The 25,401-nt window shown below is 47.5% G+C and carries 24 protein-coding genes and 1 tRNA gene; 24 read left to right on the top strand and 1 reads right to left on the bottom strand.

Annotated elements, in window-relative coordinates; translation table 11 throughout:
• The 10 genes from AWV70_RS03460 to AWV70_RS03415 all read left to right on the top strand — a co-directional run.
• Positions 1 to 1,507, top strand: a 1,507-nt coding sequence (locus AWV70_RS03460) for an iron ABC transporter permease (protein ID WP_060204402.1), incomplete at its 5' end; no start/stop codon positions are given.
• A gap of 85 nt (positions 1,508 to 1,592) precedes the next feature.
• Positions 1,593 to 1,757, top strand: a complete 165-nt coding sequence (locus AWV70_RS23725) for a hypothetical protein (protein ID WP_160327619.1) — start codon at positions 1,593 to 1,595, stop codon at positions 1,755 to 1,757.
• Between the two features lie 80 nt (positions 1,758 to 1,837).
• Entirely contained in the window at positions 1,838 to 3,430 is a 1,593-nt protein-coding gene (locus AWV70_RS03450; protein WP_060204396.1) for a putative polysaccharide biosynthesis protein, read from the top strand.
• A 4-nt stretch (positions 3,431 to 3,434) separates the two neighbouring features.
• A complete protein-coding gene (mazG, locus tag AWV70_RS03445) occupies positions 3,435 to 4,892 on the top strand; it encodes a nucleoside triphosphate pyrophosphohydrolase (protein ID WP_060204394.1) in 1,458 nt (485 codons plus the stop codon).
• A complete protein-coding gene (locus AWV70_RS03440) occupies positions 4,889 to 5,179 on the top strand; it encodes an RNA-binding S4 domain-containing protein (protein ID WP_060204392.1) in 291 nt (96 codons plus the stop codon). Before mazG ends, AWV70_RS03440 begins: the two co-directional genes overlap by 4 nt.
• An 85-nt stretch (positions 5,180 to 5,264) precedes the next feature.
• Positions 5,265 to 5,561 carry a sporulation protein YabP gene (gene yabP, locus AWV70_RS03435; RefSeq protein ID WP_060204390.1) on the top strand — a complete coding sequence of 99 codons (297 nt, stop codon included), beginning with the start codon at positions 5,265 to 5,267 and terminating at the stop codon, positions 5,559 to 5,561.
• Entirely contained in the window at positions 5,558 to 6,025 is a 468-nt protein-coding gene (gene yabQ, locus AWV70_RS03430) for a spore cortex biosynthesis protein YabQ (RefSeq protein WP_153009886.1), read from the top strand. The genes yabP and yabQ overlap by 4 nt, the downstream gene beginning before the upstream one ends.
• A 54-nt stretch (positions 6,026 to 6,079) precedes the next feature.
• Positions 6,080 to 6,496 carry an FtsB family cell division protein gene (locus AWV70_RS03425; RefSeq protein WP_060204386.1) on the top strand — a complete coding sequence of 139 codons (417 nt, stop codon included), beginning with the start codon at positions 6,080 to 6,082 and terminating at the stop codon, positions 6,494 to 6,496.
• 126 nt (positions 6,497 to 6,622) lie between these two features.
• Complete coding sequence (locus tag AWV70_RS03420; RefSeq protein ID WP_060204384.1) at positions 6,623 to 7,042, top strand: S1 domain-containing RNA-binding protein; 420 nt, start codon at positions 6,623 to 6,625, stop codon at positions 7,040 to 7,042.
• Between the two features lie 309 nt (positions 7,043 to 7,351).
• Complete coding sequence (locus AWV70_RS03415; RefSeq protein WP_060204382.1) at positions 7,352 to 7,795, top strand: DinB family protein; 444 nt, start codon at positions 7,352 to 7,354, stop codon at positions 7,793 to 7,795.
• A 324-nt stretch (positions 7,796 to 8,119) separates the two neighbouring features.
• Here AWV70_RS03415 and AWV70_RS03410 read toward each other — a convergent pair.
• Positions 8,120 to 8,193, bottom strand: a tRNA-Met gene (locus tag AWV70_RS03410).
• A gap of 195 nt (positions 8,194 to 8,388) precedes the next feature.
• Between AWV70_RS03410 and AWV70_RS03405 the strand changes: the two genes are divergently transcribed.
• The 14 genes from AWV70_RS03405 to lysS all read left to right on the top strand — a co-directional run bounded on the left by AWV70_RS03405 (position 8,389) and on the right by lysS (position 24,989).
• Positions 8,389 to 10,800, top strand: coding sequence for a SpoIIE family protein phosphatase (locus tag AWV70_RS03405; RefSeq protein WP_060204380.1), 2,412 nt, complete (start codon positions 8,389 to 8,391; stop codon positions 10,798 to 10,800).
• 39 nt (positions 10,801 to 10,839) lie between these two features.
• The gene (gene tilS / locus AWV70_RS03400) at positions 10,840 to 12,228 is read left to right on the top strand and encodes a tRNA lysidine(34) synthetase TilS (protein ID WP_060204378.1); all 1,389 of its coding nucleotides are present in this window, start codon (positions 10,840 to 10,842) and stop codon (positions 12,226 to 12,228) included.
• 29 nt (positions 12,229 to 12,257) lie between these two features.
• Positions 12,258 to 12,800 (top strand): hypoxanthine phosphoribosyltransferase, encoded by a 543-nt coding sequence (gene hpt, locus AWV70_RS03395; protein WP_060204376.1) that lies wholly within the window; start codon positions 12,258 to 12,260, stop codon positions 12,798 to 12,800.
• A gap of 222 nt (positions 12,801 to 13,022) precedes the next feature.
• Positions 13,023 to 15,056: an ATP-dependent zinc metalloprotease FtsH gene (ftsH, locus tag AWV70_RS03390; protein WP_060204374.1), complete on the top strand. Its 2,034-nt coding sequence runs from the start codon at positions 13,023 to 13,025 to the stop codon at positions 15,054 to 15,056.
• 457 nt (positions 15,057 to 15,513) lie between these two features.
• Complete coding sequence (locus tag AWV70_RS03380; RefSeq protein ID WP_060204400.1) at positions 15,514 to 16,278, top strand: type III pantothenate kinase; 765 nt, start codon at positions 15,514 to 15,516, stop codon at positions 16,276 to 16,278.
• 15 nt (positions 16,279 to 16,293) lie between these two features.
• A complete protein-coding gene (gene hslO / locus AWV70_RS03375) occupies positions 16,294 to 17,181 on the top strand; it encodes an Hsp33 family molecular chaperone HslO (protein ID WP_060204369.1) in 888 nt (295 codons plus the stop codon).
• Positions 17,159 to 18,082, top strand: coding sequence for a peptidyl-prolyl cis-trans isomerase (locus AWV70_RS03370; RefSeq protein ID WP_060204367.1), 924 nt, complete (start codon positions 17,159 to 17,161; stop codon positions 18,080 to 18,082). Before hslO ends, AWV70_RS03370 begins: the two co-directional genes overlap by 23 nt.
• A gap of 177 nt (positions 18,083 to 18,259) precedes the next feature.
• A complete protein-coding gene (gene cysK / locus AWV70_RS03365; RefSeq protein ID WP_060204365.1) occupies positions 18,260 to 19,186 on the top strand; it encodes a cysteine synthase A in 927 nt (308 codons plus the stop codon).
• 116 nt (positions 19,187 to 19,302) lie between these two features.
• Positions 19,303 to 20,718, top strand: coding sequence for an anthranilate synthase component I family protein (locus AWV70_RS03360; protein WP_060204363.1), 1,416 nt, complete (start codon positions 19,303 to 19,305; stop codon positions 20,716 to 20,718).
• A 16-nt stretch (positions 20,719 to 20,734) separates the two neighbouring features.
• Positions 20,735 to 21,583 (top strand): aminodeoxychorismate lyase, encoded by an 849-nt coding sequence (gene pabC, locus AWV70_RS03355; protein WP_060204361.1) that lies wholly within the window; start codon positions 20,735 to 20,737, stop codon positions 21,581 to 21,583.
• Positions 21,584 to 21,587: 4 nt separating this feature from the next.
• Complete coding sequence (gene folP, locus AWV70_RS03350) at positions 21,588 to 22,442, top strand: dihydropteroate synthase (RefSeq protein WP_060204359.1); 855 nt, start codon at positions 21,588 to 21,590, stop codon at positions 22,440 to 22,442.
• Positions 22,443 to 22,458: 16 nt separating this feature from the next.
• Positions 22,459 to 22,827, top strand: a complete 369-nt coding sequence (gene folB, locus AWV70_RS03345; protein ID WP_060204357.1) for a dihydroneopterin aldolase — start codon at positions 22,459 to 22,461, stop codon at positions 22,825 to 22,827.
• Positions 22,824 to 23,321, top strand: a complete 498-nt coding sequence (gene folK / locus AWV70_RS03340) for a 2-amino-4-hydroxy-6-hydroxymethyldihydropteridine diphosphokinase (protein ID WP_060204355.1) — start codon at positions 22,824 to 22,826, stop codon at positions 23,319 to 23,321. Before folB ends, folK begins: the two co-directional genes overlap by 4 nt.
• 177 nt (positions 23,322 to 23,498) lie before the next feature.
• On the top strand, positions 23,499 to 24,989 hold the full coding sequence (lysS, locus tag AWV70_RS03335; RefSeq protein ID WP_060204352.1) for a lysine--tRNA ligase: 1,491 nt from the start codon (positions 23,499 to 23,501) through the stop codon (positions 24,987 to 24,989).
• Positions 24,990 to 25,401: the final 412 nt, after the last annotated feature.

Here is a 25,401-nt window from a genome sequence, read left to right as displayed (position 1 = left end):
CATCTCCTTGCTGTTTGCTTCCATGACAGGCTCGTTGCAGCTGTTGTTCGAGAACCAGACGAACGGCCTCTTTTTATGGGGATCGGGTACGCTTGTGCAGTTGAATTGGAGCGGCGTCACATTTGCGGGACCGATGATTATCGTATTGTTCATCGCCGCGTTAGGCATTGCGAAGCCAATGGATATTTTGTCGTTAGGTGAAGATGTTGCGTCTTCACTTGGTCAAAATGTGCGCTTCGTCAAATTGATGGCATGGGCGGCTGCGATTTTGCTTGCAGCGACGACGGTAAGTGTCGTCGGTCCGATCGGGTTCATCGGTTTGATGGCCCCGCATATCGTCCGGATGTTAGGCGTCCGCGGCCATTTGCAAATTTTCCTCCAATCGTTCCTATGGGGCAGTGTGATGATGATTGGCGCGGATGTACTGGGCCGGTTGATCCAGCCTGGACAGGAAGTGCCTGTCGGTGCTATGACGGCCTTGGCAGGCGGCCCTTGGCTGCTCTATTTGGCTTGGAAGACGGCGAAGTCGCATACGAAAGGCGATCGCCAAATGGGTGGCACGTTGAAGCCTGTCAAACTGCCGGTCGTCATTTCGATTGTTACTGTTTTGATCGTCGCTGTGTTTGCATTGGCATTTTCCTATAACGGAATGGCCTGGTCGCTTGATTGGATGAAGCCGGTCGTCTGGAATTTCCGTGTGCCGCGTGTGCTCACCGCGTTCATCATCGGCGTGATGCTTGCACTTGCCGGTGTTTTATTGCAAGGGGTCTTACGAAATCCGTTGGCAGATGCGAGTGTGTTAGGCGTCACCTCAATGGGGGGCGCAGGAGCAATGCTGCTATTGGTGGCAATTCCGGCAATCCCTGTTCAGTATATGCCGCTCGGTGCAGTTGTAGGAGCCGCCATTGCTCTTGGCATCATTATGGTGACAGCTTGGAAAAACAACTTTCAGCCGATGCTCGTCGCTTTGATGGGGATCGCGATTTCTGCATTCGGATCCGCCGCAACGCAAGTATTTGTCGTGAAGGCGAAATTGGCGGTCGCTGCAGCGCTAGTCTGGCTATCGGGAAGCACATACGGAAAAGGTTGGGAAGATGTGCAGCTCTCGTTATTGTTTTTCGTTCTGCTTATTGGTCCGGCCGTCTATTTAACACGCAGCTTGGATGCGTTGACATTCGGGGATGATGTGGCAGCAGGTCTCGGCTTGTCTGTCAAATCGACGCGTGTCTGGGCATTGATTGTCGGGGTGGCGATCAGTACAGCTGGAGTCGCAATCGTCGGGACGATCGGCTTTGTCGGCCTAGTTGCGCCTCATATCGCCCGTAGATTAGTAGGCTTCCGTCATTTGCCGCTGCTCGTCGTGTCCGGCTTGCTTGGCGGTTTGCTCTTAGTGACAGCGGACTTTGTCGGACGCATATTGATTGCGCCGAAAGACATCCCGAGCGGACTCGTCGTCGCGCTCATCGGCACGCCGTATTTACTTTATTTATTGAGGAAAATGAAATGAAACAGCCACACGCTCATTTACAACGGAGCGTGTGGTTGTTTTTTGGAAGGAGAACTTTTTGCAATGGAACGAGAAGTCTTGCGGATTGAATGAGAACTATTCGCCTGGAAACGAGAAGTCTTTCGGAATTAATGAGAACTTTCCCCTTGAGAAGGAGAACTTTATTGGAATGAACGAGAACTCTTCGCCCGGGAACGAGAACTTTTCAGGAAGAATGGAGCCTTCCGGGGACAAATGGACCCTAGCCTGATCTCCTTATAAATTCCACGGACCGGATTTGCCGATGATGCTATACTATATAACACAGTAAACTTCGAAAGAGGCGCAGTTATGTCTAAGACGGATTGGAATATGAAAACGTTCATGAAAGGTGCGTCGATTTTGACGATATCGGCCATTATCGTTAAGCTGCTGGCAGCGGTATACCGGGTTCCGTTCCAAAACCTTGTCGGGGATAAAGGGTTTTTCATTTACCAGCAAGTGTATCCGTTCATCGGCATTTTTATCGTGTGGACCTCGTACGGCTTTGCGGTAGCGGTTTCGAAGTTGCTTGCGGGAAGTGCGAGCAATGGAGAGGCAAAAGCGATAAAGCGGGTCGCTTTTCTATATTTAGCCGGATTGTCGATATCGTTTTTCATCATTCTCATGACGTTTGCTCCGTTTTTCGCACAGGCTATGGGAGATCCTGAACTCGTCTCACTTCTTCGTGCAGGTGCTTATATCGTGCTTGTCATGCCGATGCTTGCGGTATTGAAAGGTTCATTCCAATCGGAAGGGCGGATGACGCCTGTTGCCGTTTCGAATGTCGGTGAGCAAGTGTTGCGGGTGGCAATCATCCTTATTGGTACATGGGTGGCTGTGCGCGCAGGTGCATCTCTTTACAAGGCCGGCGAAGTGGCCATGTGGGGCGCCGTTATAGGTCAAGCGCTAGGCGTTGTTATTCTTGCCCTGTTTTACAGAAATGCATATAAAGGGCCACATGTACATGTGGATACATGGCGTATCGTTAAAGAATTGACGTTTGTCAGTTTGAGCGTCAGCGCAAGCTCGCTCATCCTGCTGCTGTTTCAAATGGCGGATTCGTTTATGATCTACAATATATTGCTGGCGAAAGGGTTTGTCGCGGATGCAGCAATGGAAATGAAGGGCGTCTATGACCGTGGGCAGCCGCTTGTCCAGATGGGGATTTTGATCGCTTCCACATTGGCGCTCGCCATTGTCCCGCTAATTGCGCATCATGCGGCGAAAAAGGAAGGGCGAGGAGCGGAGCCGTTCATTCAGCTCACGTTTCGGACGGCTTTTTTATTCGGATGGGCGGCTGCAATCGGGCTTGCATTTGTCCTGCCATATGTGAATGAAATGCTGTTTGAGACGCGGGATGGTTCTGTGGCATTGATCATATTTGCGTTTCAGATCTTTTGGCTGTCGCTCATCTTGCCATTGACCGCAATATTGCAAGGTGCCGGCAAAGTGAAAATTCCGACGCTGTTGCTTCTTGGTGGCCTCGTCGTGAAAATACTTGCGAATCAATTATTAGTGCCACTGTTGGACGTAACAGGTGCGGCGATAGCCGGAAATATCGGCTTTGCAGCGATTGCGTTTGGACTGCTGCTTTATTTCAAAACCGTGTGGCCTATGAAACTGGCCCCTTTCCGTTTTTACGGTTGGCTTTTATTTGCGACACTTGCGATGGCGGCGGTCATCTTCCCGTGGATGCTTGTGGCGGATCAGATTTTATTCGACGACTTGTCTTCCCGGATTGGGGCTACATTGACGGCTCTGACAGCTGTCGTTTTAGGAGCGGGCGTTTTCCTAGTCGTTGTCATGAAATCGCGTATAATGGCGGAGAAGGAATGGTATTTACTGCCTTTCGGAAAAAGATTGGCCCGTGTACAATTACGTCTTACTAAAAATAGAAGGTGAATGGATGAATACAATTACAATTATCGGCCTAGGCGCCGGGGATCTTGACCAGTTGTCACTAGGCACATACAGGAAGCTGAAGGCGGCGGAGTTCGTCATTGCGAGGACAGATCAGCATCCCGCTATTGTGGAATTAAGGGCGGAAGGTATGACCATAGAAAGCTTCGATAATATTTATATTGAAAACGATGCGTTTGAGCAAGTGTATGAGGAAATTACGGAGCAATTATTGTCGATGGCAAACGAGAAGACGGTTACGTATGTCGTGCCAGGCCATCCACTTGTCGCTGAGCGCACGGTGCAATTATTAATTGAAAAAGAACGTGCTGGAATTGTACGGCTTGAGATCGCGGGAGGCAACAGCTTCCTCGATCCGATTTTTGCTGCGCTTCGGATTGATCCGATTGAAGGGTTTCAGTTGCTCGATGGCACGGATATGAAGCGCGATGATGTGATGATGACGCAGCATGTATTGATCGGCCAAGTGTATGATGCTTTTATCGCTTCTGAAGTGAAGCTTTCACTCATGGAGAAGTATGCGTACGACCATCCGATAACAATTGTGACGGCTGCAGGTTCTTCATTGGAAAAGCTTCGGACTGTGCCTTTATTCGAGTTGGACAGGGAGACGGAAATCGATAATTTGACGACAGTGTATGTGCCTCCGGTAATGGAGCGTGAAGGGCGACTGAAGGAATGGTCGACATTCAGGGAGATTATCGTTGCCTTGCGTGCTCCGGACGGATGTCCGTGGGACCGCGAACAAACTCATGAATCGCTGAAACGGTATTTGATTGAGGAAGCGCATGAGCTGCTTGAAGCGATTGACCAGGAGGACGATGAAGGCATCATCGAGGAATTGGGCGACGTGCTTCTGCAAGTGTTCTTGCATGCGCAAATCGGCGAGGACGACGGGTATTTTGCAATGGAAGATGTCTTGCAGGCAGTCGGAGATAAAATGATCCGCCGTCATCCGCATGTATTTGGTGATCGGAACGTGGAAAATTCGGACGAAGTTTTGAAAAATTGGCAGGAAATCAAGAAAGCTGAGAAGCCACAAGCCGAGTCGCTGTTGGATGGACAGGCACGCCACAGTTCATCATTGCTCACTTCATTTAATTACCAAAAGGAAGCAGCAAAAGTCGGATTCGATTGGCCGGATATAACAGGCGCTTTCGATAAATTCGAGGAAGAATGGCAGGAATTCAAGGACGAAGTGGCGAATGGAACGAAGCAGAGCCAGACAGACGAGCTGGGGGATGTCCTATTTACAATGGTCAACCTTTCTCGCTTTTTGAAACTGTCACCCGAGGAAGCAATGGCGCATGCGAACGAGAAATTCAAACGGCGCTTTTCATTCGTGGAACAAAGTGTAAGGAACGGCAGAGGAGAATTCTCCGCCTACACGCTTGATGAATTAGATGGGTTTTGGCAAGAGGCAAAGGGGAGGGAAAAGAAATGAGACTGGATAAATTTTTGAAAGTGTCACGTTTGATCAAAAGACGGACATTGGCAAAGCAAGTGGCCGACCAAGGTCGGATTACGATTAACGGAAAAGTGTCGAAAGCATCTTCGGTCGTAAAACCGGGCGATAAGCTTGGTATCCGATTTGGACAAAAGATCGTTACTGCAAAGGTCGAGATGTTGAAGGAATCGACGAAAAAGGAAGACGCCGCATCAATGTTTACAATTGTGAAAGAAGAGAAGTTGGACAAGGTGGAACCTGAATTTATCGATGATGAAGATTGAAGGCATGACAGGAATTTTTCCTGTCATGTTTTTTTAGTTGTCCGCATAAGATGGCAGTGAACGTACAAGCAAAGGGAGGAATAGTATGCAAATCCAGACGGATAACCCAACATACGCAATCCCATCAGGCGATCATGTCGTCACGATGCGGAACCGAAAACGAATGGATCTCACATCTGTAAAAACGATCGACCGGTTCGACCAGGAGGAGTTCATCGTCCGGACATCTCAGGGAGTGCTAGTAATTCGCGGGGAGGAGCTGCGCATCGTCCATTTGGATGTAGACAAAGGGCTTCTTACGTTGGAAGGCACGATTGGTACGATGCAATATGACGAAGAAGATGCAAGTTCACGTGGTTTCCTCCATAAATTGTTTGGATGAGTCTCTCCGTCCAGTTTCTTAGTCTTCTTGCAATGATTGGGACAGGCATCGGGGCCGGGGCTTTCATGGATTTGATTGGAACTGGCGTGGATGCGACCGGTAAGAAATCAATCATCCGGAAATACGCGGTCCCTTTGGAAGTGATTGGATGGATCTTGATTGGATGTGCATCGTTCTACGTTCTATTCATCGTCCGGGACGGGGCATGGAGGATGTATGACCCGGTTGCTCAGATTTGCGGCATGCTTCTATACGCCTCGATTTTCCATAGGCCTTTCAGGTTTTTCGGGAGAATCCTGAATATGTTGATTATCAAACCGATTTTGTTCATCATCAGACTCGTAGTTAAGATCATCAGCCAGATAGTAAAGCTGCTCGTCAAGATTGTGAGATTTCTTCTTTCTCCGTTCATCTATCTTTACAACAAACTCTCTAACTCTCTCTTTAAATCCGATGAGAAATGATGTATAATTACTAGACTTATCGGATTTCGGATTGTAATGAGAGGAAGTGCAGACATGGAGCAAAGGAAAAGGAAATCATCCACGACCGTTGCATCGATTGAAACTGAATATGTCCGCTCGTTGCGTAAGAAAGAAAATTGGAGAAACAAGCAGAAAAAGCGACTCCAACGGAAACTGTTCATCTATGCAGTAATCGCTTTTGCGGTGTTTGGCGGTTTGACGAATATGTATATTCAGCAACAGCAGACACTGCAGGAAAAGGAACAGCAAAAGGTCGAAACGCTTGCCAAGTTGGATGAAGTGAAGGAAGAGCAAGATCTTCTTAAAAAACAGCTTGTGAAATTGGATGACGATGACTATATTGCCAAGCTTGCACGGAAAGAATATTTCTTATCTGATAAAAATGAAATCATCTTCACAGTGCCTAAAAACAAGAAGAAAAGCGATGAAAAAAGTGACGGAAAAGAGTAGTCTTATTGACACTCTTTTTTTGTTGGCTATAATGAAAGTAAGGATCTTGCACTTGCAGGACTCGCCATATGGTAAAAAGGCTACTGAAAAGGGGCCGTTTAAATCTTAAGGAGGAGCATTTTTTTTATGTCAATTGAAGTAGGCAGCAAGTTACAGGGGAAAGTTACAGGGATCACAAACTTCGGTGCGTTCGTCGAACTGCCGAACGGTTCAACTGGTCTGGTCCATATTAGTGAAGTAGCGGACAATTATGTGAAGGATATCAATGACCACCTAAAAGTAGGCGATATGGTTGAAGTGAAAGTGATGAATGTCGGCACTGACGGAAAAATCGGGTTATCGATCAGAAAAGCGAAACCAGAAGCTGAACGTCCTCAACGCCCTCAACGTCCTCGTCACAGCGGTGGCCGTCCTAGTCATAATGAGCGTCCAGAGAATTTTGAGCAAAAGATGGCGAAATTCATGAAAGACAGTGAAGAACGCCTTTCAACTTTGAAAAGAGCAACAGAATCTAAACGCGGTGGCCGTGGCGCAAGAAGAGGGTAACTTGCTGGCTGTTTCAATTAGTGGAAATGTGAATCTGTTATAAGCGATCTGGCATCTAGTTAAGATGCCAGATCGTTTTTTTATTCGGAAACACATACATGTGGGGAAATGCGCATAAATTGTTTTAAAAACGCATAAATGCCGTAAAATACGCATAAATTGCTCCAAAAACGCATAACTTCCTTGAAAAGCTCATAAATAAATTTAGTTACGCATAAAAGATTCCAAATACATATAAATGATATTTTTTTACAAGGATTTCAACCTACCACTGCCGAATAATGAATAATGAAAAGGGGCTGAATTGGAATGAATGAAATTTTGAACAATCTTAAGAAGTATTTGGAATGGGCGGATTCATTGCACTCACTGACTGATCAGCAGGCAAATACGCCTTATCAGGAAGGGAAATGGACGCCGAAGGAGATTCTTATGCATATGGCAGAATGGGATCGCTTCACACTGGAGAATCGGCTTCACCGGATGAAAGAATCAGAGAAGCTTGAGAATGTGGAGTGGGGGCCATTTAATGAGCAGGCTGCAAAACTTGCAAAAGACTATTCATTTGATGAAGTGATTGCATTGGCAAAGCAGTATCGGCAGCAAATTATTGAATGGCTTGAAGATATCGATGAGGCGGAATGGACGAAGCCGTTCAACATCGGGGAACATGTTTTGACATTGAAGGAGTATTTCACGGATTTTGTTGGGCATGATTCGCATCATAAGGAACAAATCGAGTCGATTCGATAAGAAGAGAGAGTCGTTTTTGATTTATGCGTGATTGGGAGAGTTTATGCGCGTCTGCAAGGATTTATGAGTGATTGCAGGAGTTTATGCGTTTTTGGATGAAGTTATGCGTAGTTTCTTCGTTTTATGCGTAAATCCAGTGATTTATGCGTTTCTGCTATAAAAAAGCGTCCAGTCTTGAGACTGGACGCTTTTTTGAGTTATTGTCTAGCTCCGGCGGCCAGATGCTCGGGGTCATAAGTCAACCCGGCTAAGTGGCAAAAAGCGCCACACGCCGGGTTGTCTTATGCCTGTCGCATCTAATCAGGCCGCCTACGCTTTTCTATATAGCGGCGGAGGGGGTCGAACCCACGACCTTACGGGTATGAACCGTACGCTCTAGCCAGCTGAGCTACGCCGCCATGTTGTTCAATTGTTTCCGAACGACAATAACCATAATACAACGGTCGACGGTGTCTGTCAACCTTTCGTTGGAAAATAGAAAAATGCTTCGGAACACGTCGAAAGATTTATGGGGTTCCTTGTCAGGAACAGACAAATTCTTTGGCTTGACCTATGTATACTCATGGACAAGTAGACATAGGGGGAATGTGGAGATGAAGATGATAGGCAATCTTGAAAGACCGGTAGGCCAGCAGATTCGTCAGGTGATCGACACGGTGGGCAAGCGGAAGATGTATGTATTGATGGCAGCGTTCTTTTTATTGAGTACATTTTTCTTGTCGCAAGCTGTTCTTTTTAAAGCGGCTGTTCCTTTTTTTCTTCCAATCTGGGCATTGGCTCAAATGCGATTCAGGAATCATCTCATCTATGTATTCATTGGAGGAATTGCGGGAGGGGCTTTTCTAGGGCTCGGACAAGCGGTGATCCATCTATTGCAATTGCTGTTGTTCAATGTGGTGAGCAAGCATCCACTTATGCGGAAGTCCATTCCGTTGACGGTTGCCGGGACGATCATAGTTATCCAAGTTCTTTGGCAGTTTGTCATGCATAGCGGGCATACGCCTGTCGATGTTCAATTGTCGATCGGATTCGAAGCGGTATTGGCGTTGTTCATGACATTTTTCCTGTTTGTCGCATTTCCTCATCGCGAGCGCATCTTCTTTGGCCAGTGGTCGCCGGAACGTCTCGGAGCTGTTTGCATTGTCGGCATAATGGCGACAACGGGGATGGGCAATCTGATGGTTGGCCCGATTTCGATTTCTGGATTGCTTCTCCATCTGACCATTTTACTGGCAGCGCTTGCCGGTGGTATGCCGTTTTCTACGACGATTGCGATGATGATCGCTGCGATTGCGGGAGTTGCGGAATTATCGTTTACCGGGATGATGGCTGTGTACGGCATGACAGGCTTTTTTGCAGGCGCTTTCAAACGTCTTGGGAAAATGGGTATCGCAACAGGCGGCTTTGCGGTATCCGTGTTCTTTCTCTTATATGATTTCACCTTACCGCTTGATACGTCCCATTTCTTGACGATCGGCTTGGCAACGCTGCTATTTTTCTTCGTCCCGACTAAAAAAGTGGAACCGATTAGCCGAATGATTACACCGAGCGGTCAACAGGATATTTCAGTGAAGCGGCAACAATGGCTGACTGACCGTCTGGATGAGCAATTGTCCGATTTTCAGCAGTTCGCTGCCTTCATGTCCAATCTGGTCAATGACCGTTTCGCTTCGGATGACGGGAATGTTACACAGAACATTCCGTCGATATGCCAGTCCTGTTTCAGATATTCGAAATGTTGGGAAGGGGGAGAAGAGGGGATGGCCCGTCTGCTATATGAGTGGGAAGGGACATATTCCGCGACGAAGAAAGCGGCACGCCATCGTGTCGAGGAAAAGATCAAATATAAGTGCATCCGCTCTGCGGGTTTAATATCCGAGCTGGAGGAGCAGGCTTCCAACCATCTTCTTATGGGGCAGCTACAGCATGGGCGAAAAATGCTTGCCTTGCAGTTGAGGGATATGAGCAATCATTTGGAAAAAATCATGAATGATATTAAAGGGGAGATGTCGGTTAACCATCTTGCGGAAGAGGAATTAGGGAAGCATTTGCAGTCCCAAGAAATCGAATATTATCAGATCGATATTTTATCCGAGGAAAAGGGGGCGTACCGGATTGTTATTTCCATCCCTGAAAGACGATCGGATTTCGAAACGGAAATGACCGTGGCGGAACGTCTACTATTGCCGCTATTGGAAGAGGTGTATCGTGAACCTTTTAAAGTAGAGAAGACCGTCGTGCTGCAAGATCCTTTCCCTCATATTCAAATTATGTTCTGCTCGGCTGTCCGTTTTTCATTGGAATACGGGATTATGGCGACTGCAGGGGGAGGAACTTTCCATGCAGGTGACGCGTATGAAGTGTTTCCGATTCATGATGGCCTTACCGCCGTTCTTCTGTCGGATGGAATGGGGCATGATATAAATGCATACCGGGAAAGCCGGAAGGTAATCCGTCTCATGCGGGAATGTCTGGACAGGAAGATGGATCCGGAAACAGCGATGCATACATTGCATTATATGATGTCGTTGAATGGGCTTGATGATATGTATGCGACGCTGGATTTGGCTTTGATCGACTTGCAGGACGGACGGCTCTGGTCGTGGAAGGCGGGTTCGATGAGCACGTATATTAAGCGTGGCCAAGAGTTCCTACAGCTCGATAGCAAATCGGTTCCTGTCGGATTCCTGCCGTCATTTTCGGTGGAAGCGACAAATGAAGAATTGAAAGCAGGGGATATTATCGTCATGTTGACAGACGGCGTATTCAACGGATCGGTAACGATTGAAAAGCAGGAAGACGCGATCTATGGGATTTTGGAAAAGTACGAGCATCTATCCTGTGAACCTTTAGCCGACCGTATTATGTCCGAAATGGAAAGGAAGTTCGGGATTGTTGCAGATGACCGAACCGTCTTGGTATTAAAAGTTGAGCACGTTTTACCGAAATGGACGACAATAAAGCCCACAAATCGATTTATTTCCCGGGAAAAAGTTATGGGGTAGAATAGGGGGAGGTAAACTGACAACATGGAGGGGCAGAACATGCACGCATTCGAAAAGAAAATCCTTGATTTCATTCATAAAGAGGCATTGTTGTCATCCGGTCGGCGGGTTCTTGTCGCGTGCTCAGGCGGGGTGGATTCCGTCGCGCTTTTGCTCTTCATGGCAAGTATTCGCGAAAAATTGCGGATTGAAGTGGCTGCCGCTCATGTCGATCATATGCTTCGCGGGAAAGAGTCTGCGGATGACGGCAAGTTTGTGAAGGAACTATGCAATAAGCTCGATATCCCTTTCTATGGTGGAAATGTCACTGTTCCTTCCATCTTGGACAAGGAAGGTGGAAATGTGCAAGACGTCTGCCGCGCTGGCAGATACGCCTTTTTCGATGCGGTGATGCGGGCGGAGCATTACGATATACTAGCGACCGCCCATCACGCAGAAGACCAATTGGAGACGGTACTCATGCAATTGGCCAAGGGAAGCGTCCCCCTTGGCATCCCAGTGAGTAGGAAGGTCGATGGCGGCAGCATCATCAGGCCGGTTCTTCCTGCAATGAAGGAAGAGCTGCTTCTCTATGTGAAGGAGCAAGGGGCACACTTCAGGAAGGACCCGAGTAACGAAAGCGATGCCTATTTGCGGAATCGGCTCCGCCACCATGTCGCGCCGGTCATCTTGGCGGAAAATCCTTCCGCGGCAGTGAACGTCGTCAAAATGACAACAGGGCTGCAGGAGGATGAAATGCTATTGGACAGCCTCACAAAAGAGCGTTTTTCGTCTATTGTTACGTTCGCTGAAGACGGGCTCCCGACCTTCTCCTCGAATCTTTTCAGAAGCATGCACACTGCTTTACAAAAGCGCTTCATTCCACTACTATTGAATTATCTATACTCCGGGGAAATTGTCCCTGTAGAATACAACACAGCACTTTTGAATCAATTGCATCACCATCTGTCCGCAAGTACGGGAAATGTCTCGATCGACCTTCCGAAAGGGTACCGGTTCGTGAGGGAATACGGCACCGTTTCAATTGTAAAAAAGACGTCAATCCTGGATACTTCCCTTCGGACGCTGCAAAAAGGCGAATGGACAAGCTGGGGTGATGATATGCTGTTATATTGGGACGATGCGGATGCACATGAAGAGGACGCCTCGGAAATGATGTATTTCGATTTGCAAGACTCCGAATTGCCGCTTTATGTGAGGGGCAGAAAAGACGGGGATCGTCTATTGCTTCCGGGTATGGTCCGACCGAAGCGCTTGTCCAGATTGTTCATTGACGAAAAAATTGGCGCTGAACAACGGCGAAAGGTCCCGGTTGTCACAACTGCGCGCGGTGAAATTTGCGCCATTCCTGGCGTACGATATGGCATCCAGTTCATGAAACGAAAAACAGAACGGGAAAAGTACATATTCAAAATGAAAGACAAGTAAAAATCTGAATGGAAAAGAGAGGGAACTTGATGTTGCAAAAAGATATTGAAGAAGTGCTCATCACAGAAGAACAGATTCAGGAGAAAATTGCGGAACTTGGTGCCGTGCTGACAGCGGACTATCAGGATAAATTCCCGCTTGCTATCGGTGTCCTTAAAGGCGCTTTGCCGTTCATGAGCGATTTGATCAAACGGATCGATGCGTATATTGAATTGGATTTCATGGATGTATCAAGTTATGGAAATGCGACGGTGTCATCTGGAGAAGTCAAAATCGTCAAAGATTTGAACGCGAGTGTCGAAGGCCGCGACGTATTGATCATCGAAGACATCATCGACAGCGGTAAAACGTTAAATTATTTAGTTGATCTTTTCAAATACCGGAAAGCGAAATCCATTAAGATCGTAACGTTGCTTGACAAACCGACGGGCCGGAAAGTGGATTTGAAAGCGGACTATGTTGGATTCCTTGTACCGGATGCGTTTGTTGTCGGTTATGGGCTTGATTACGCAGAAAAATATAGGAACTTGCCTTATATCGGTGTATTGAAAAAGGAAATCTACTCTTTCTGAAAGCTTTTCAACAAACCTTTATCAAGGGGCGGTGGAAAGCTTTTTCCATATTCGGCTGAAAGTTGGGATGCTATCAGCCCCTATCGTATCGCGGTTCGCTTAGGTGGCTGAAGATCATTTTCGTATTCTGGCCTTAAAGAAAGGCATTTCCTTTGTAGGTTGAATCTGTTATATGATAAGATTTACAATAGTTTTCTGTTGAAAGAAATGAGGAGGCTTGGGATGAATCGTATACTTCGATACTTTCTACTATACGGATTGATCTTCCTTGCAATTATGGGGATTTTCAGTTCACTAAATAATCCGAATCCGAAGACGAAAGAGATTCGGTATGATGAATTCACTGCAGCTTTGGAAAAAGGCGAAATTGAATCAATGTCTTTTCAACCGGTCCGCAGCGTACTGACCGTTGAAGGTACGATGAAGGGCTATGAAGAGGGCGAGAAATTTACTACGAACATTCTGACGAGTGACACTTCTGTTATGGAAGAGATTCGAAATATCGAAGCTACTGGTAAAACGAATAACCCTCAGATCCAAATTATACCTGCTCCTGAAACGAGTGCATGGGTAGCCTTCTTTACAGGGTTGGTTCCTTTCATTATCATCATCATCCTATTCTTCTTCCTATTGAATCAAGCGCAAGGCGGCGGTGGCGGCCGGGTCATGAATTTTGGGAAAAGCAAGGCGAAGCTCCATTCGGACGACCGCAAAAAAGTCAGATTCACAGATGTTGCGGGTGCGGATGAAGAGAAAGCCGAACTTGAAGAAGTTGTGGATTTCTTGAAAGACTCACGTAAATTTGCTGAACTTGGAGCGCGTATTCCAAAAGGGATCCTTTTGGTCGGACCTCCTGGTACAGGTAAAACACTTTTGGCGCGTGCTGTTGCTGGTGAAGCCGGCGTTCCGTTCTTCTCGATTTCCGGTTCGGATTTCGTTGAAATGTTCGTAGGGGTCGGGGCATCCCGTGTCCGTGATTTATTCGAAAATGCGAAAAAGAATGCGCCGTGTATCATCTTCATCGATGAAATCGACGCAGTCGGACGTCAACGGGGCGCTGGTCTCGGTGGCGGTCATGACGAGCGCGAACAGACGTTGAACCAGCTCTTGGTTGAAATGGATGGATTCGATGGGAACGAAGGAATCATCATCGTTGCCGCGACGAACCGTCCGGATATTCTTGACCCTGCACTTCTTCGTCCGGGACGTTTCGACCGTCAGATCACTGTTGGTCGTCCAGATGTCAAAGGCCGTGAAGCGGTTCTGAAAGTGCATGCACGCAACAAGCCGCTTGACGAATCAGTAAATATGAAGGCGTTGGCGCAACGTACTCCAGGATTCTCGGGTGCCGATCTTGAGAACTTGCTGAATGAAGCTGCTTTGGTCGCAGCTAGACGCGGCAAGGCGAAAATCGACATGGCGGATATCGATGAAGCGACGGACCGTGTCATCGCGGGACCTGCTAAAACGAGCCGAGTCATTTCCGATAAGGAAAGGAACATCGTCGCATTCCACGAAGCGGGTCACGTTGTTGTCGGGCTTATGTTGGATGACGCAGAGATTGTCCATAAGGTGACAATCGTTCCTCGCGGCCAGGCCGGCGGGTATGCGGTCATGTTGCCGAAAGAGGACCGTTACTTCATGACGAAGCCTGAACTTCTTGATAAAATCGCCGGACTTCTCGGAGGCCGTGTAGCGGAAGAAGTTGTACTTGGTGAAGTTTCCACTGGTGCGCATAACGATTTCCAACGCGCTACGGGCATTGCACGTTCGATGGTGACGGAATACGGTATGAGCGATAAGCTCGGACCGATGCAATTCGGCCAGGCGCAAGGCGGCAACGTCTTCCTTGGAAGAGACTTCAATTCCGAACAGAACTACTCCGACTCGATTGCATATGAAATCGATCAAGAAATGCAAAGCATCATCAAGGATCAATACGAACGCACTAGACAGATCTTGACGGAAAATCGCAACTTGCTTGACCTGATTGCAACAACGCTTCTCGAAGTGGAAACGTTGGATGCAGAGCAGATCAACCACTTGAAAGATCATGGTACATTGCCGGAGCGTTCATATGAACAAAATGGAAATGACAATATCAAAGTGGAAGAGAAGTCGGCGGAATCGGATAAAGACACTGTCAATCCGGATTCCACAGGTGCACCTGCAGATCCGTCCATTGCGGATTTGCCGAAGGAGAACCAGAGCGGCGACACAGCCCTTCCTCCAATTGATGAACAAAGAAGAGATTAATTTTGTGAATAACATTATGGTCGACTGCCATCTTAGGCGGTCGACTGTTTTTATTTTTGAGTATTGCTCTGGGGACTACTTGAAAAATAATATATCGATCATTTCCTGGCAGATATCAATCATTTCGCGGGATATATCGATCGGTTCAGACAAGATATTGTTCATTTCCCGCGATTTATCGATCAATTTCCGGGATATATTGTCATTTCGGGACCTTTGACGCAACTGAAATTGTGGTTTCTTTTAAAATTTTGTGTGTCGATGTCCTGTGCTTGCACTTCCAATATGGTTTCATCCAGCTAGGTGGCAGTAAAAAGCGAAGCGTTACGAGCACATCTTTGCACTTCAGTCACGAAGAACGGCTTTTGCGCTAACTGTCGAAGCTAACCGTCGCCCTCTGCTTTTGGTTTATGGTATGATGTTTTGGAAAATGACGAATGTTAGCGAGGAAAAGAAAATGATTCTAGTATTGGATACAGGAAATACGAATATCGTTCTTGGCGTTTATGATAAAGGAGAATTGAAATATCATTGGCGTATGGAAACGTATAGGCAAAGAACCGAAGATGAATATGCTATGTCTGTGAAAGCGCTATTTACCCATGTCGGCCTCAGTTTTGAAGATATAAATGGCATCATCATTTCCTCTGTTGTTCCGCCGGTCATGTTCCCGCTTGAGCAGATGTGCAGGAATTATTTCAAATTGCGTCCTCTCATCGTTGGTCCTGGCGTCAAAACAGGATTGAATATAAAATACGAAAATCCCCGTGAAGTTGGTGCGGACCGTATCGTCAATGCGGTTGCAGCAATTCATGAGTATGGCTCTCCGCTCATTATCGTCGATTTTGGTACTGCGACGACATTCTGTTATGTGAATGAAAAGGGCGAGTATATGGGCGGGTCGATTGCGCCTGGCATCGGCATCTCCATGGAGGCATTATTCGACCGGGCTTCCAAATTGCCTCGTGTTGAATTGACGCGGCCGGACCATATTATCGGCAAGAATACGGTATCCGCGATGCAGGCAGGGATCGTTTACGGATATGTCGGGCTCGTTGAAGGTATCGTTGGAAGGATGAAGGCGCACAGTAAGGTGGAGCCGACTGTCATTGCAACAGGCGGGCTTGCCGAATTGATTGCCAGTGAGACGAAAGTGATTGATATCGTAGACAATTTCCTTACGTTAAAGGGACTTCATTTGATTTACGAAAGAAATGTTTGAAGGGAGCAGAATTGAATGACAGATTATTTGATAAAAGCATTAGCTTTTGAAGGGACGATTCGCGCGTATGCGGTGAATTCGACAAACGCAGTGGCAGAGGGGCAGAAAAAGCATCATGTATGGCCGACTGCTACCGCTGCTTTAGGCCGGACGATGACAGCTGCGCTTATGATGGGTGCGATGCTGAAAGGCGATGACAAGCTAACGGTGAAAATCGAAGGAAATGGCCCGTCCGGACCAATTGTCGTCGATGCTGACGCACATGGAGATGTAAGAGGGTATATTACCAATCCACATACCCACTTTGAATTGAATGAACAAGGGAAACTGGACGTTCGACGTGCAGTCGGTACAGAAGGAATGCTGACGGTTGTGAAAGATCTAGGTTTACGCGACTTTTTCACAGGACAAGTTCCGATTGTTTCCGGTGAAATCGCGGAGGACTTCACCCAATACTTTGTCGTATCTGAACAGGTGCCTTCGGCGGTTGCGTTAGGCGTGCTTGTCAATCCGGATAACACTGTAAAAGCTGCGGGTGGCTTCATTATCCAAGTGATGCCGGGTGCAACGGAAGAGACAATCAGCAGACTTGAAGATAAACTTGCAAACGTTGAGCCGATTTCGAGGATGATCGATCGTGGATTGACGCCTGAAGAAGTGCTTGGAGAAGTGTTAGGGAAAGAAAACGTTGAAATCCTCGAGCATATGGACGTTGCGTTCCGATGCAATTGCTCGAAGGAACGTTTTGGCAACGCAATCATCGGTCTTGGGGAACAGGAAATCCGAGAGATGATTGATGAGGACGGCCAGGCGGAAGCGGAATGCCATTTCTGTTTGGAGAAGTATTTGTTCACGAAACAAGAACTTGAAGGATTTATCGATGAAATACGGTCGAGATCGTAACGTCCAGGAGACGAGCCCCCAAAAGAGGAAGTTGAAAACGAAGCCGCTTCTTGTGCTAATTGGCATCCTTTTTGCTTGTAACGTTCTTTGGTTCATCGGATGGCTCATCCCCGATAAATCGAAGCAACCTGACGAAGAGGTTGCAACGGTTGCGGGTGAGGCGATTACGAGGGAGCAGTGGATGACTGCCATGGAAAAGGAAGTTGGGCGGGAAGTGCTTTTAGATCTCGTCAATAATAAAGTGATGGAGACGGCTGCAAAGAAATACGGCATCGAAGTGACCGATAAGGAAATCGAACTTGAACTCGCATTGATCACTTCGGTGGACGGCCGTTCCCACTCGGGGCTGGATATTGAGCAAACCCGGCAAAAAATCCGAGCTAATCTTATTTTGGAAAAGGTATTGTCGAATGACGTGGTCATTGATGATGATGCGGTGAAAGCATTTTACGAGAAAAACGAATCTCTTTATAATATTTTGACCGCTTACCGGACTTCAGTAATCATCGTTCCGACGGAGGAAGAGGCAGAGCAGGCGCTTGATGAGTTGTCTAAGGGATCGAGTTTCGATGCTTTGGCGAAGGAACTGTCGACCGATCTTGCGTCAGCTAGCCTAGGCGGCGATATCGGTTATGTAAACGCGGAGACGGAGACAATCGACTCTGCAATTTACAAAGCGGCATCTAAACAGAAGGAAGGCAAAATCGGGGACGTTGTTGAGCTGAAGGACGGTTCATACGCTATTATCCTAGTGAATGAAGTGGTGGAGGGTAGGGCATTTTCTTTTGATGAAGTGAAAGAGCACATCAAACGTGAGCTCGCCATAGAGCAGCTTCCGCAATCCGTTAATCCCGAAGCGTTCTGGAAAGAATTCGATGCAAAATGGTTTTATGGGAAATAAAAAGAAGCTGTTCGGACCTCGCGATAAATGAGTGGTTCTGAACAGCTTTTTTAGATTATACAATTGGAAAGAGGGAAAGAGTAAGAGAGACATTATTGATTGACACTGTTCACAATCGAGGTGTACTATTAATACTATAAAACATATCAAATAAGTAGGGATTAGGAGTGGGTAGGAATGGGTCAAGTCGGGAATACGATTGCAGATCTTGTTGGAAAAACACCTCTCGTCAAGTTGAATCGGATGGCAAAGCCGGACGGCGCGGACATTTATTTGAAGCTGGAATATTTCAATCCGGGATCGAGCGTCAAAGATAGAATCGCGCTTGCGATGATTGAAGCTGCAGAACAATCCGGGGATTTGAAGGAAGGCAGCACGATCATTGAGCCGACAAGTGGAAATACAGGAATTGGTCTTGCGATGATTGCGGCGGCAAAAGGGTATAAGGCGGTGCTCGTCATGCCGGATACGATGAGCATGGAACGTCGGAATCTATTGCGTGCGTACGGGGCGGATCTTGTCCTGACGCCCGGAGCGGAAGGGATGAAAGGGGCTATCGGCAAAGCGGAAGAGCTTGCTGAAAAGAACGGCTGGTTCATGCCGCAGCAATTCAACAATGAAGCGAATCCGGAAGTGCACCGTTTGACGACGGGACCGGAAATTGCGGATGCACTCGATCGTGTCGATGCATTTATTTCAGGCATCGGTACGGGAGGCACGATTACCGGGGCGGGCAGCGTATTGAAAGAGCGCTTCCCGGACGTGAAAATTATCGCGGTGGAACCGACTGATTCGGCAGTCCTTTCGGGTGGAAAACCTGGACCGCATAAAATCCAAGGAATTGGTGCTGGTTTCATCCCGAAAGTACTTAATACCGACATTTATGATGAAATCATTCAAGTGACGAATGACGAAGCGTACGATACAGCTAGAAGAGCGGCGCGGGAAGAGGGAATCTTGGGTGGAGTTTCTTCCGGGGCAGCGATTTTCGCAGCAATCCAAGTTGCAGAAAAGCTCGGGAAAGGCAAAAAGGTCGTTGCCATCCTCCCGTCAAACGGTGAACGATACTTAAGTACCCCGCTTTATCATTTTGAAGAAGAATAAGAGATGGTAGTTGAAGGAGGGAGCTTATGCAGCTCTCTTTTTTCATTGCTTAAAGTAGCCTAAACCATACTATACACGTTAAGATAATTATATTAAATGGAGCTGGGGGAAACGAAATGGATAGATTGCATCCTAATTTTAAAATGACAGAAATGACGAAGGAGCAATTTTTTTACGCGTATAAAGAACTTGCAAAAACGGCGGAGCAGCACGTTTTGCTGGAAAGCGGGCGCGCGGGCAAGTTGTGCATCGCGGGCATCGATCCGCTGGTGACACTGACAAGCAAGCAGTCTCGATCATTGGAGCTTACATGGCGCGACGGGACGAAGGAAGTGCGGGAAGGCGAACCTCTTGAACTATTATCTGCGTTCGTACAGTCTATGAAAATGGACAATGTACCGGGGGTGCCAGATTTCCAAGGAGGCGTCATCGGTTTCATTAGCTATGACTATGCCCGTACGTATGAGCCGATCCCTGATACCGCTGTGGATGACCTCGAAACGCCGGATATTTTCTTTTATTTATTTGACCGCTGGGCTGTCCTCGACCTCGAAACAGAAGAGGTCTATTTCATGACGCTGCCTGGGCGGGGGCTCGATGTATCGGAAGTGGAAAGGGAATGGGTGGAGGCGGCAGAGGTCGGCCTCTCGAAGCGCATCCACTTGCCGGCCGACCGCATAATCGATTATGCAAGACCTGAAAATGTAGAAGTATCAGTGACTGGACCGCAATTCGAGCAGATGGTGCGCGATGTCCAGCGGTATATAGCGGATGGTGACGTCAATCAAGTCAACCTGACCGTCCGGCAATCGAAGAAGCTTTCAGCTGACCCGCTAGCGATGTATGAAGCGTTGCGCTCCTTCAATCCGTCACCTTATATGGCGTCACTTGGAGCCAAGGAATTCGCTGTCGTTTCCGGATCCCCAGAGTTGTTGTTGAAGAAACGTGGAACGGAATTGAGTACGCGTCCAATCGGGGGGACTAGACCAAGAGGGGCGACGGAAATGGAAGATGAGACGCTTGAAAAGGACTTGCTCTCTAATGAAAAGGAGAAAGGCGAGCATATTATGCTTGTCGAACAGGAATTCGTGGATTTCGGACAAGTCTGTGTGCCGGAAACGGTGGAAACGGATGAATTCATGGTCGTTGAGCGGTATTCACACGTCATGCATCTCGTTTCAAATGTAAGAGGGACGGCAGCTCCCGACCTATCGAACGCTGCTATCATCAAAGGGGTGTTCCCGGGTGGTTCGATCACCGGTTCCCCAAAACTGCGCACGATGGAAATCATCGAAGAATTAGAGCCGACGCGCAGAGGGTTATATACGGGATCAATCGGCTGGATCGGCTTTAACGGCGATATGGATTTGAACATCGTCATTCGGACGGCGTATATTAAAGACGGAATTGCCCATATACAAGCGGGTGCCGGACTAGTTGCGGACTCCGATCCAAGAGCTGAATACGAGGAATCGCTTAATAAGGCGAGGGCGCTCTGGCAGGCGAAGGAAATAGCCGAAGCAGCTGAATGAAAGGGGGATCCCCTATATGCTATGTTGGATGAATGGTGAATTTGAACAGGCGGAACAATTGCGGATTTCCCCGTTTGATCACGGGTTTTTATATGGGGCAGGGTTTTTCGAGACGTTCAGGACGTACGAGGGACGCGTGTTTTTATTCGAAGCGCATATGGAACGTCTTCGTTTGGCATTGCGCGAATACAGGATTGCGATGCCTTATTCGGATGAGGAAATCGCAGAGGTGATTCAAGGACTGCACGTCCGCTCGGGCGGACGTGACGGGTATTTCCGGTTGAATGTGTCCGCGGGTGTGCACGACATCGGCTTGGCTCCTTCCGAATACACTTCGCCGAACGTCATCTTATTCAGGAAAGAGCTTGCTGTCGTGCCGCGGGGAACGGAAAAGAAGGCTGTATGGCTCGAGACAGAAAGGAACCTCCCGGAAAGCTGGATCCGGCACAAATCGCATAATTTTTTGAACAACGTGCGTGGACGTTTAGAGCTACCATCTTTGAAGGAATTAGAAGGGATTTTCCTCACGACGGACGGTCATGTCGCTGAAGGGGTGACGTCCAATGTGTTTTGGGTGAACGCTGGTGCATTGTACACGCCGTCTGTCGAAACAGGGATTCTACCGGGAATTACGCGTGCATTTATAATGGAACTTGGGGAGAAGGCGGGAATGCCGGTACATATTGGGCTATTTACAAAAGGCGAAGTCGAGAGGGCGGATGAAGCGTTCGTTTCAAACTCAGTTCAAGAACTCGTCCCTCTTTCCGTGATAGGAGAGCGTCCGCTTTCGGGAGCTTCGGGGGTTTATTATCAAAAACTGCATCGATTGTACATGCAGGCGATTGATGAAATGAAGGAAGGGTAGAGTTATGGAATTATCGAAAGCAAAAAAGGTATACCGATTAGGGAATACGGAATTTGACTTCAAAAAGGAGACGGCTGTGATGGGCATCTTGAATGTCACGCCGGATTCCTTCTCGGACGGAGGCAAATACGGCCAAGTCGATGCAGCACTGAAACGCGCGGAGGAAATGCTTCGGGATGGCGCAAAAATTATCGACATCGGTGGCGAGTCGACACGCCCTGGTCACGCCCCGGTCTCGCTCGATATGGAATTAGAGCGGACGATTCCAGTGATTGAAGCATTGGTTCGGGAGTTGGACTGTGTCATTTCGATCGATACATATAAGGCGGACGTGGCAGATGCGGCATTGAAAGCGGGCGCGCGGATCGTCAATGATGTATGGGGAGCGAAGCGCGAGCCGAGGATTGCGGATGTGGCGGCCTCCCATGGAGCGCCGATCATCCTTATGCATAATCGGGAAATAGCAAAATACGAAGGGTCTTTCATGGATGAGGTGATTGCGGACTTGGAGGAAAGTGTAAAGATCGCACGTGAGGCAGGTGTGGCGGAAAGCGACATTTGGCTCGATCCAGGCATTGGTTTTGCGAAAGATACAAGGCAGAACGTACTTGCGATGCAAGGGCTTCGCCGCATTTCGGATATGGGATACCCGCTTCTGCTTGCGACATCCCGGAAAAGGATGATTGGCAACATTCTAGATTTACCGGTCGACGAACGCGTGGAGGGGACCGGAGCGACTGTTTGCTATGGCATTGAGCACGGTTGTCATATGGTACGGGTACATGACGTGAAGGCAATATCCCGCATGGTGAAAATGATGGATGTGCTGGTAGGCAAGGCGGAAGTAAACGTCGATTGAAATTGGAGGGTGTAGAATGGATTTTATTCATTTAAATGAAATGGAGTTTTATGGCTATCACGGAGCGTTGGATGAGGAGAATGTCCTCGGTCAGCGGTTCCGTGCAAATGTCTCGCTCGCGGTCGATCTGGCTGAAGCCGGTGCAACGGATGACTTGAAGAAGACGGTTAATTATGCGGAAGTGTTCGAGTTGTGCCGAACTGTTGTCGAAGGGGAGCCACGGAAACTGATTGAATCCGTAGCGGAGGAAATTTCCCGTCTTATTTTAGGACGATTCGCTGAGCAAGTCCGTGGTGTCAGGGTTGTTTTAATTAAACCTGATCCGCCGATCCGGGGACACTACGCTTCGGTATCCGTGGATATTACGAGAGGGCAATTTTCATGAACATCGCATACATTTCGATAGGATCCAATATCGGGGATAGGCTGCATCATCTTGTGGAGGCAGTTCGAGCGCTTCAATCTCACGAACGAATTGAAGTAACGAAGCTATCTTCCATCTATGAAACGGCGCCTGTCGGCTATACGGATCAGGCGGACTTCCTGAATTTGGTCGTCTGTGTTGCGACTTCATTGGATCCGTATGAACTGTTGGCGGCATGCCAGGAGATTGAGATTGGTTTAGGCCGTATCCGTGATATCAGATGGGGACCGCGGACTGCAGACCTTGACATTTTACTGTATAATAACGACAATATTGAAGCGGAGAAGTTAATCGTGCCGCACCCGAGGATGGGTGAACGGGCTTTTGTTCTCGTGCCTTTATTGGAAATCGCGCCTGCAATCGGACATCCTGTAACGGGAGTCCCGTTTAACGTTGCCGATGACGACGGCGTTATACTATGGAAGAAAGCTGATGGAGTCGGGCGGTTGCTGTGATGCGGCAGTTGCTCATCTGTCGGGTATATGAAAGGCATTCGTGGCAATGCTAAGATTCGAAACATGATCAACGCCTGCCGCCGCCATTATCGTGGCGGCTTTTTTTACATAACGAGTTTGTGTACAATAGGAACATGCCATCCGGCGTGAGGGATAACTGATGAAGGAGTGAAGGAAATGTCCCATTTGGATGAATTGAACGATCAGCTTCTGGTGAGGCGCCAGAAGATGGATGAATTGCGGGAGAACGGCTTAGATCCATTCGGTGCAAGATTCGAACGAACGCACCTATCCAATGATATCCGTGAAGCTTACGAGGAGCTTTCGAAAGAGGAATTGGATGAAACAGTGCATGAGGTGAAAATTGCGGGGCGGATCATGACGAAGCGCGGTAAAGGGAAAGCTGGTTTTGCTCATATCCAGGATCTCGGCGGTCAGATTCAAATCTACGTCCGTCAAGATGCGGTCGGTGAAGAAGCATACGACATATTTAGCCACGCTGATTTAGGCGATATTGTTGGTATCAAAGGAAACGTCTTTAAAACGAAAGTCGGCGAACTTTCTATTAAAGCAACTGAATTTACGTTTTTGACAAAAGCACTTCGTCCGCTGCCGGATAAATTCCATGGATTGAAGGATATTGAACAGCGATATCGCCAGCGTTATCTTGATTTGATCATGTCAGAAGAAAGCAGAGAGACATTCATCACGAGAAGCCGTATCATCCAATCGATGCGACGCTATTTGGATGGACAAGGCTTCCTTGAAGTTGAAACGCCGATGCTGCATTCTATTGCAGGAGGAGCGACAGCCCGTCCTTTCATTACTCATCACAACGCTTTGGATATGACACTATATATGCGGATAGCAATCGAGCTTCATCTGAAACGCCTGATTGTCGGCGGTCTGGAAAAAGTGTATGAAATCGGCCGTGTTTTCCGTAATGAAGGGATTTCTACAAGACATAACCCTGAATTCACGATGATTGAACTATATGAAGCGTATGCGGACTATAAAGACATCATGGAACTGACAGAGAACTTGATTGCCCACGTCGCCCAAGATGTATTGGGTACAACACAAGTGAAATACGGAGAAGATATCATCGACCTTTCTCCAGGCTGGAAGCGTCTGCACATGGCTGATGCAGTTAAGGAATATACAGGCGTGGACTTCTGGAAAGAGATGTCTGTTGAAGAGGCTCGTGGTCATGCGAAGGAGCACGGCGTTGAAATTGCCGACATGATGGAAGTCGGTCATATTCTAAATGAATTCTTTGAACAAAAAGTAGAAGAGCAACTTGTTCAACCTACATTCATATACGGACATCCGGTTGAAATCTCTCCTTTGGCTAAGAAGAATCCGGAGGATAGCCGATTCACGGATCGCTTTGAATTGTTCATTGTAAGACGTGAACACGCAAATGCATTTACAGAGTTGAACGATCCAATTGATCAGCGTCAGCGCTTTGAGGCGCAATTGGTTGAAAAAGAACAAGGCAATGACGAAGCGCATGAAATGGATGAAGACTTTGTAGAAGCGCTGGAATATGGCTTGCCACCTACAGGAGGACTAGGCATAGGCGTCGACCGTCTAGTTATGCTGTTGACGAATGCTCAATCGATTCGCGATATCCTTCTGTTCCCGCAAATGAGACATAAAGAGTAAATCAATAATGAAGCGCCGTGCAATCGTGTTGTAGTCAATGATTGCACGGTCTCCGCTTCTGTTTGATAAAACAAAGAAACTTTTTTTGAAAAAAGTGTTGCAAACAAAAAGACAGGGTGGTATAGTAATAAACGTTGCGTTTCCGGTAAGTAAATAACTACTTCAAAACAGCTTAAAACTTTTTGAAAAAAGTTGTTGACAAAGGAATTGCGAACATGGTATTATATAAGAGTTGCTTCAGACGGAGCGACGCACAATGAACCTTGAAAACTGAACAGCAAAACGTCAACAAATAAAGTTCTGAAGCCGACCCTGTCGGTGGAATGAACAAACGAATCTTCGGATTCAAAATTGACATCTTAAATGATGCCAGCAAGAAACTCGAGCTACTCGAATTTCTCTATTATGGAGA

The sequence above is a fragment of the Sporosarcina koreensis genome (genome assembly GCF_001531445.1).
Taxonomy (GTDB): Bacteria; Bacillota; Bacilli; order Bacillales_A; family Planococcaceae; genus Sporosarcina; species Sporosarcina koreensis_C.
Note: the sequence above shows the minus strand (reverse complement) of the source record. Positions and strands in the feature narration are given on the sequence as shown.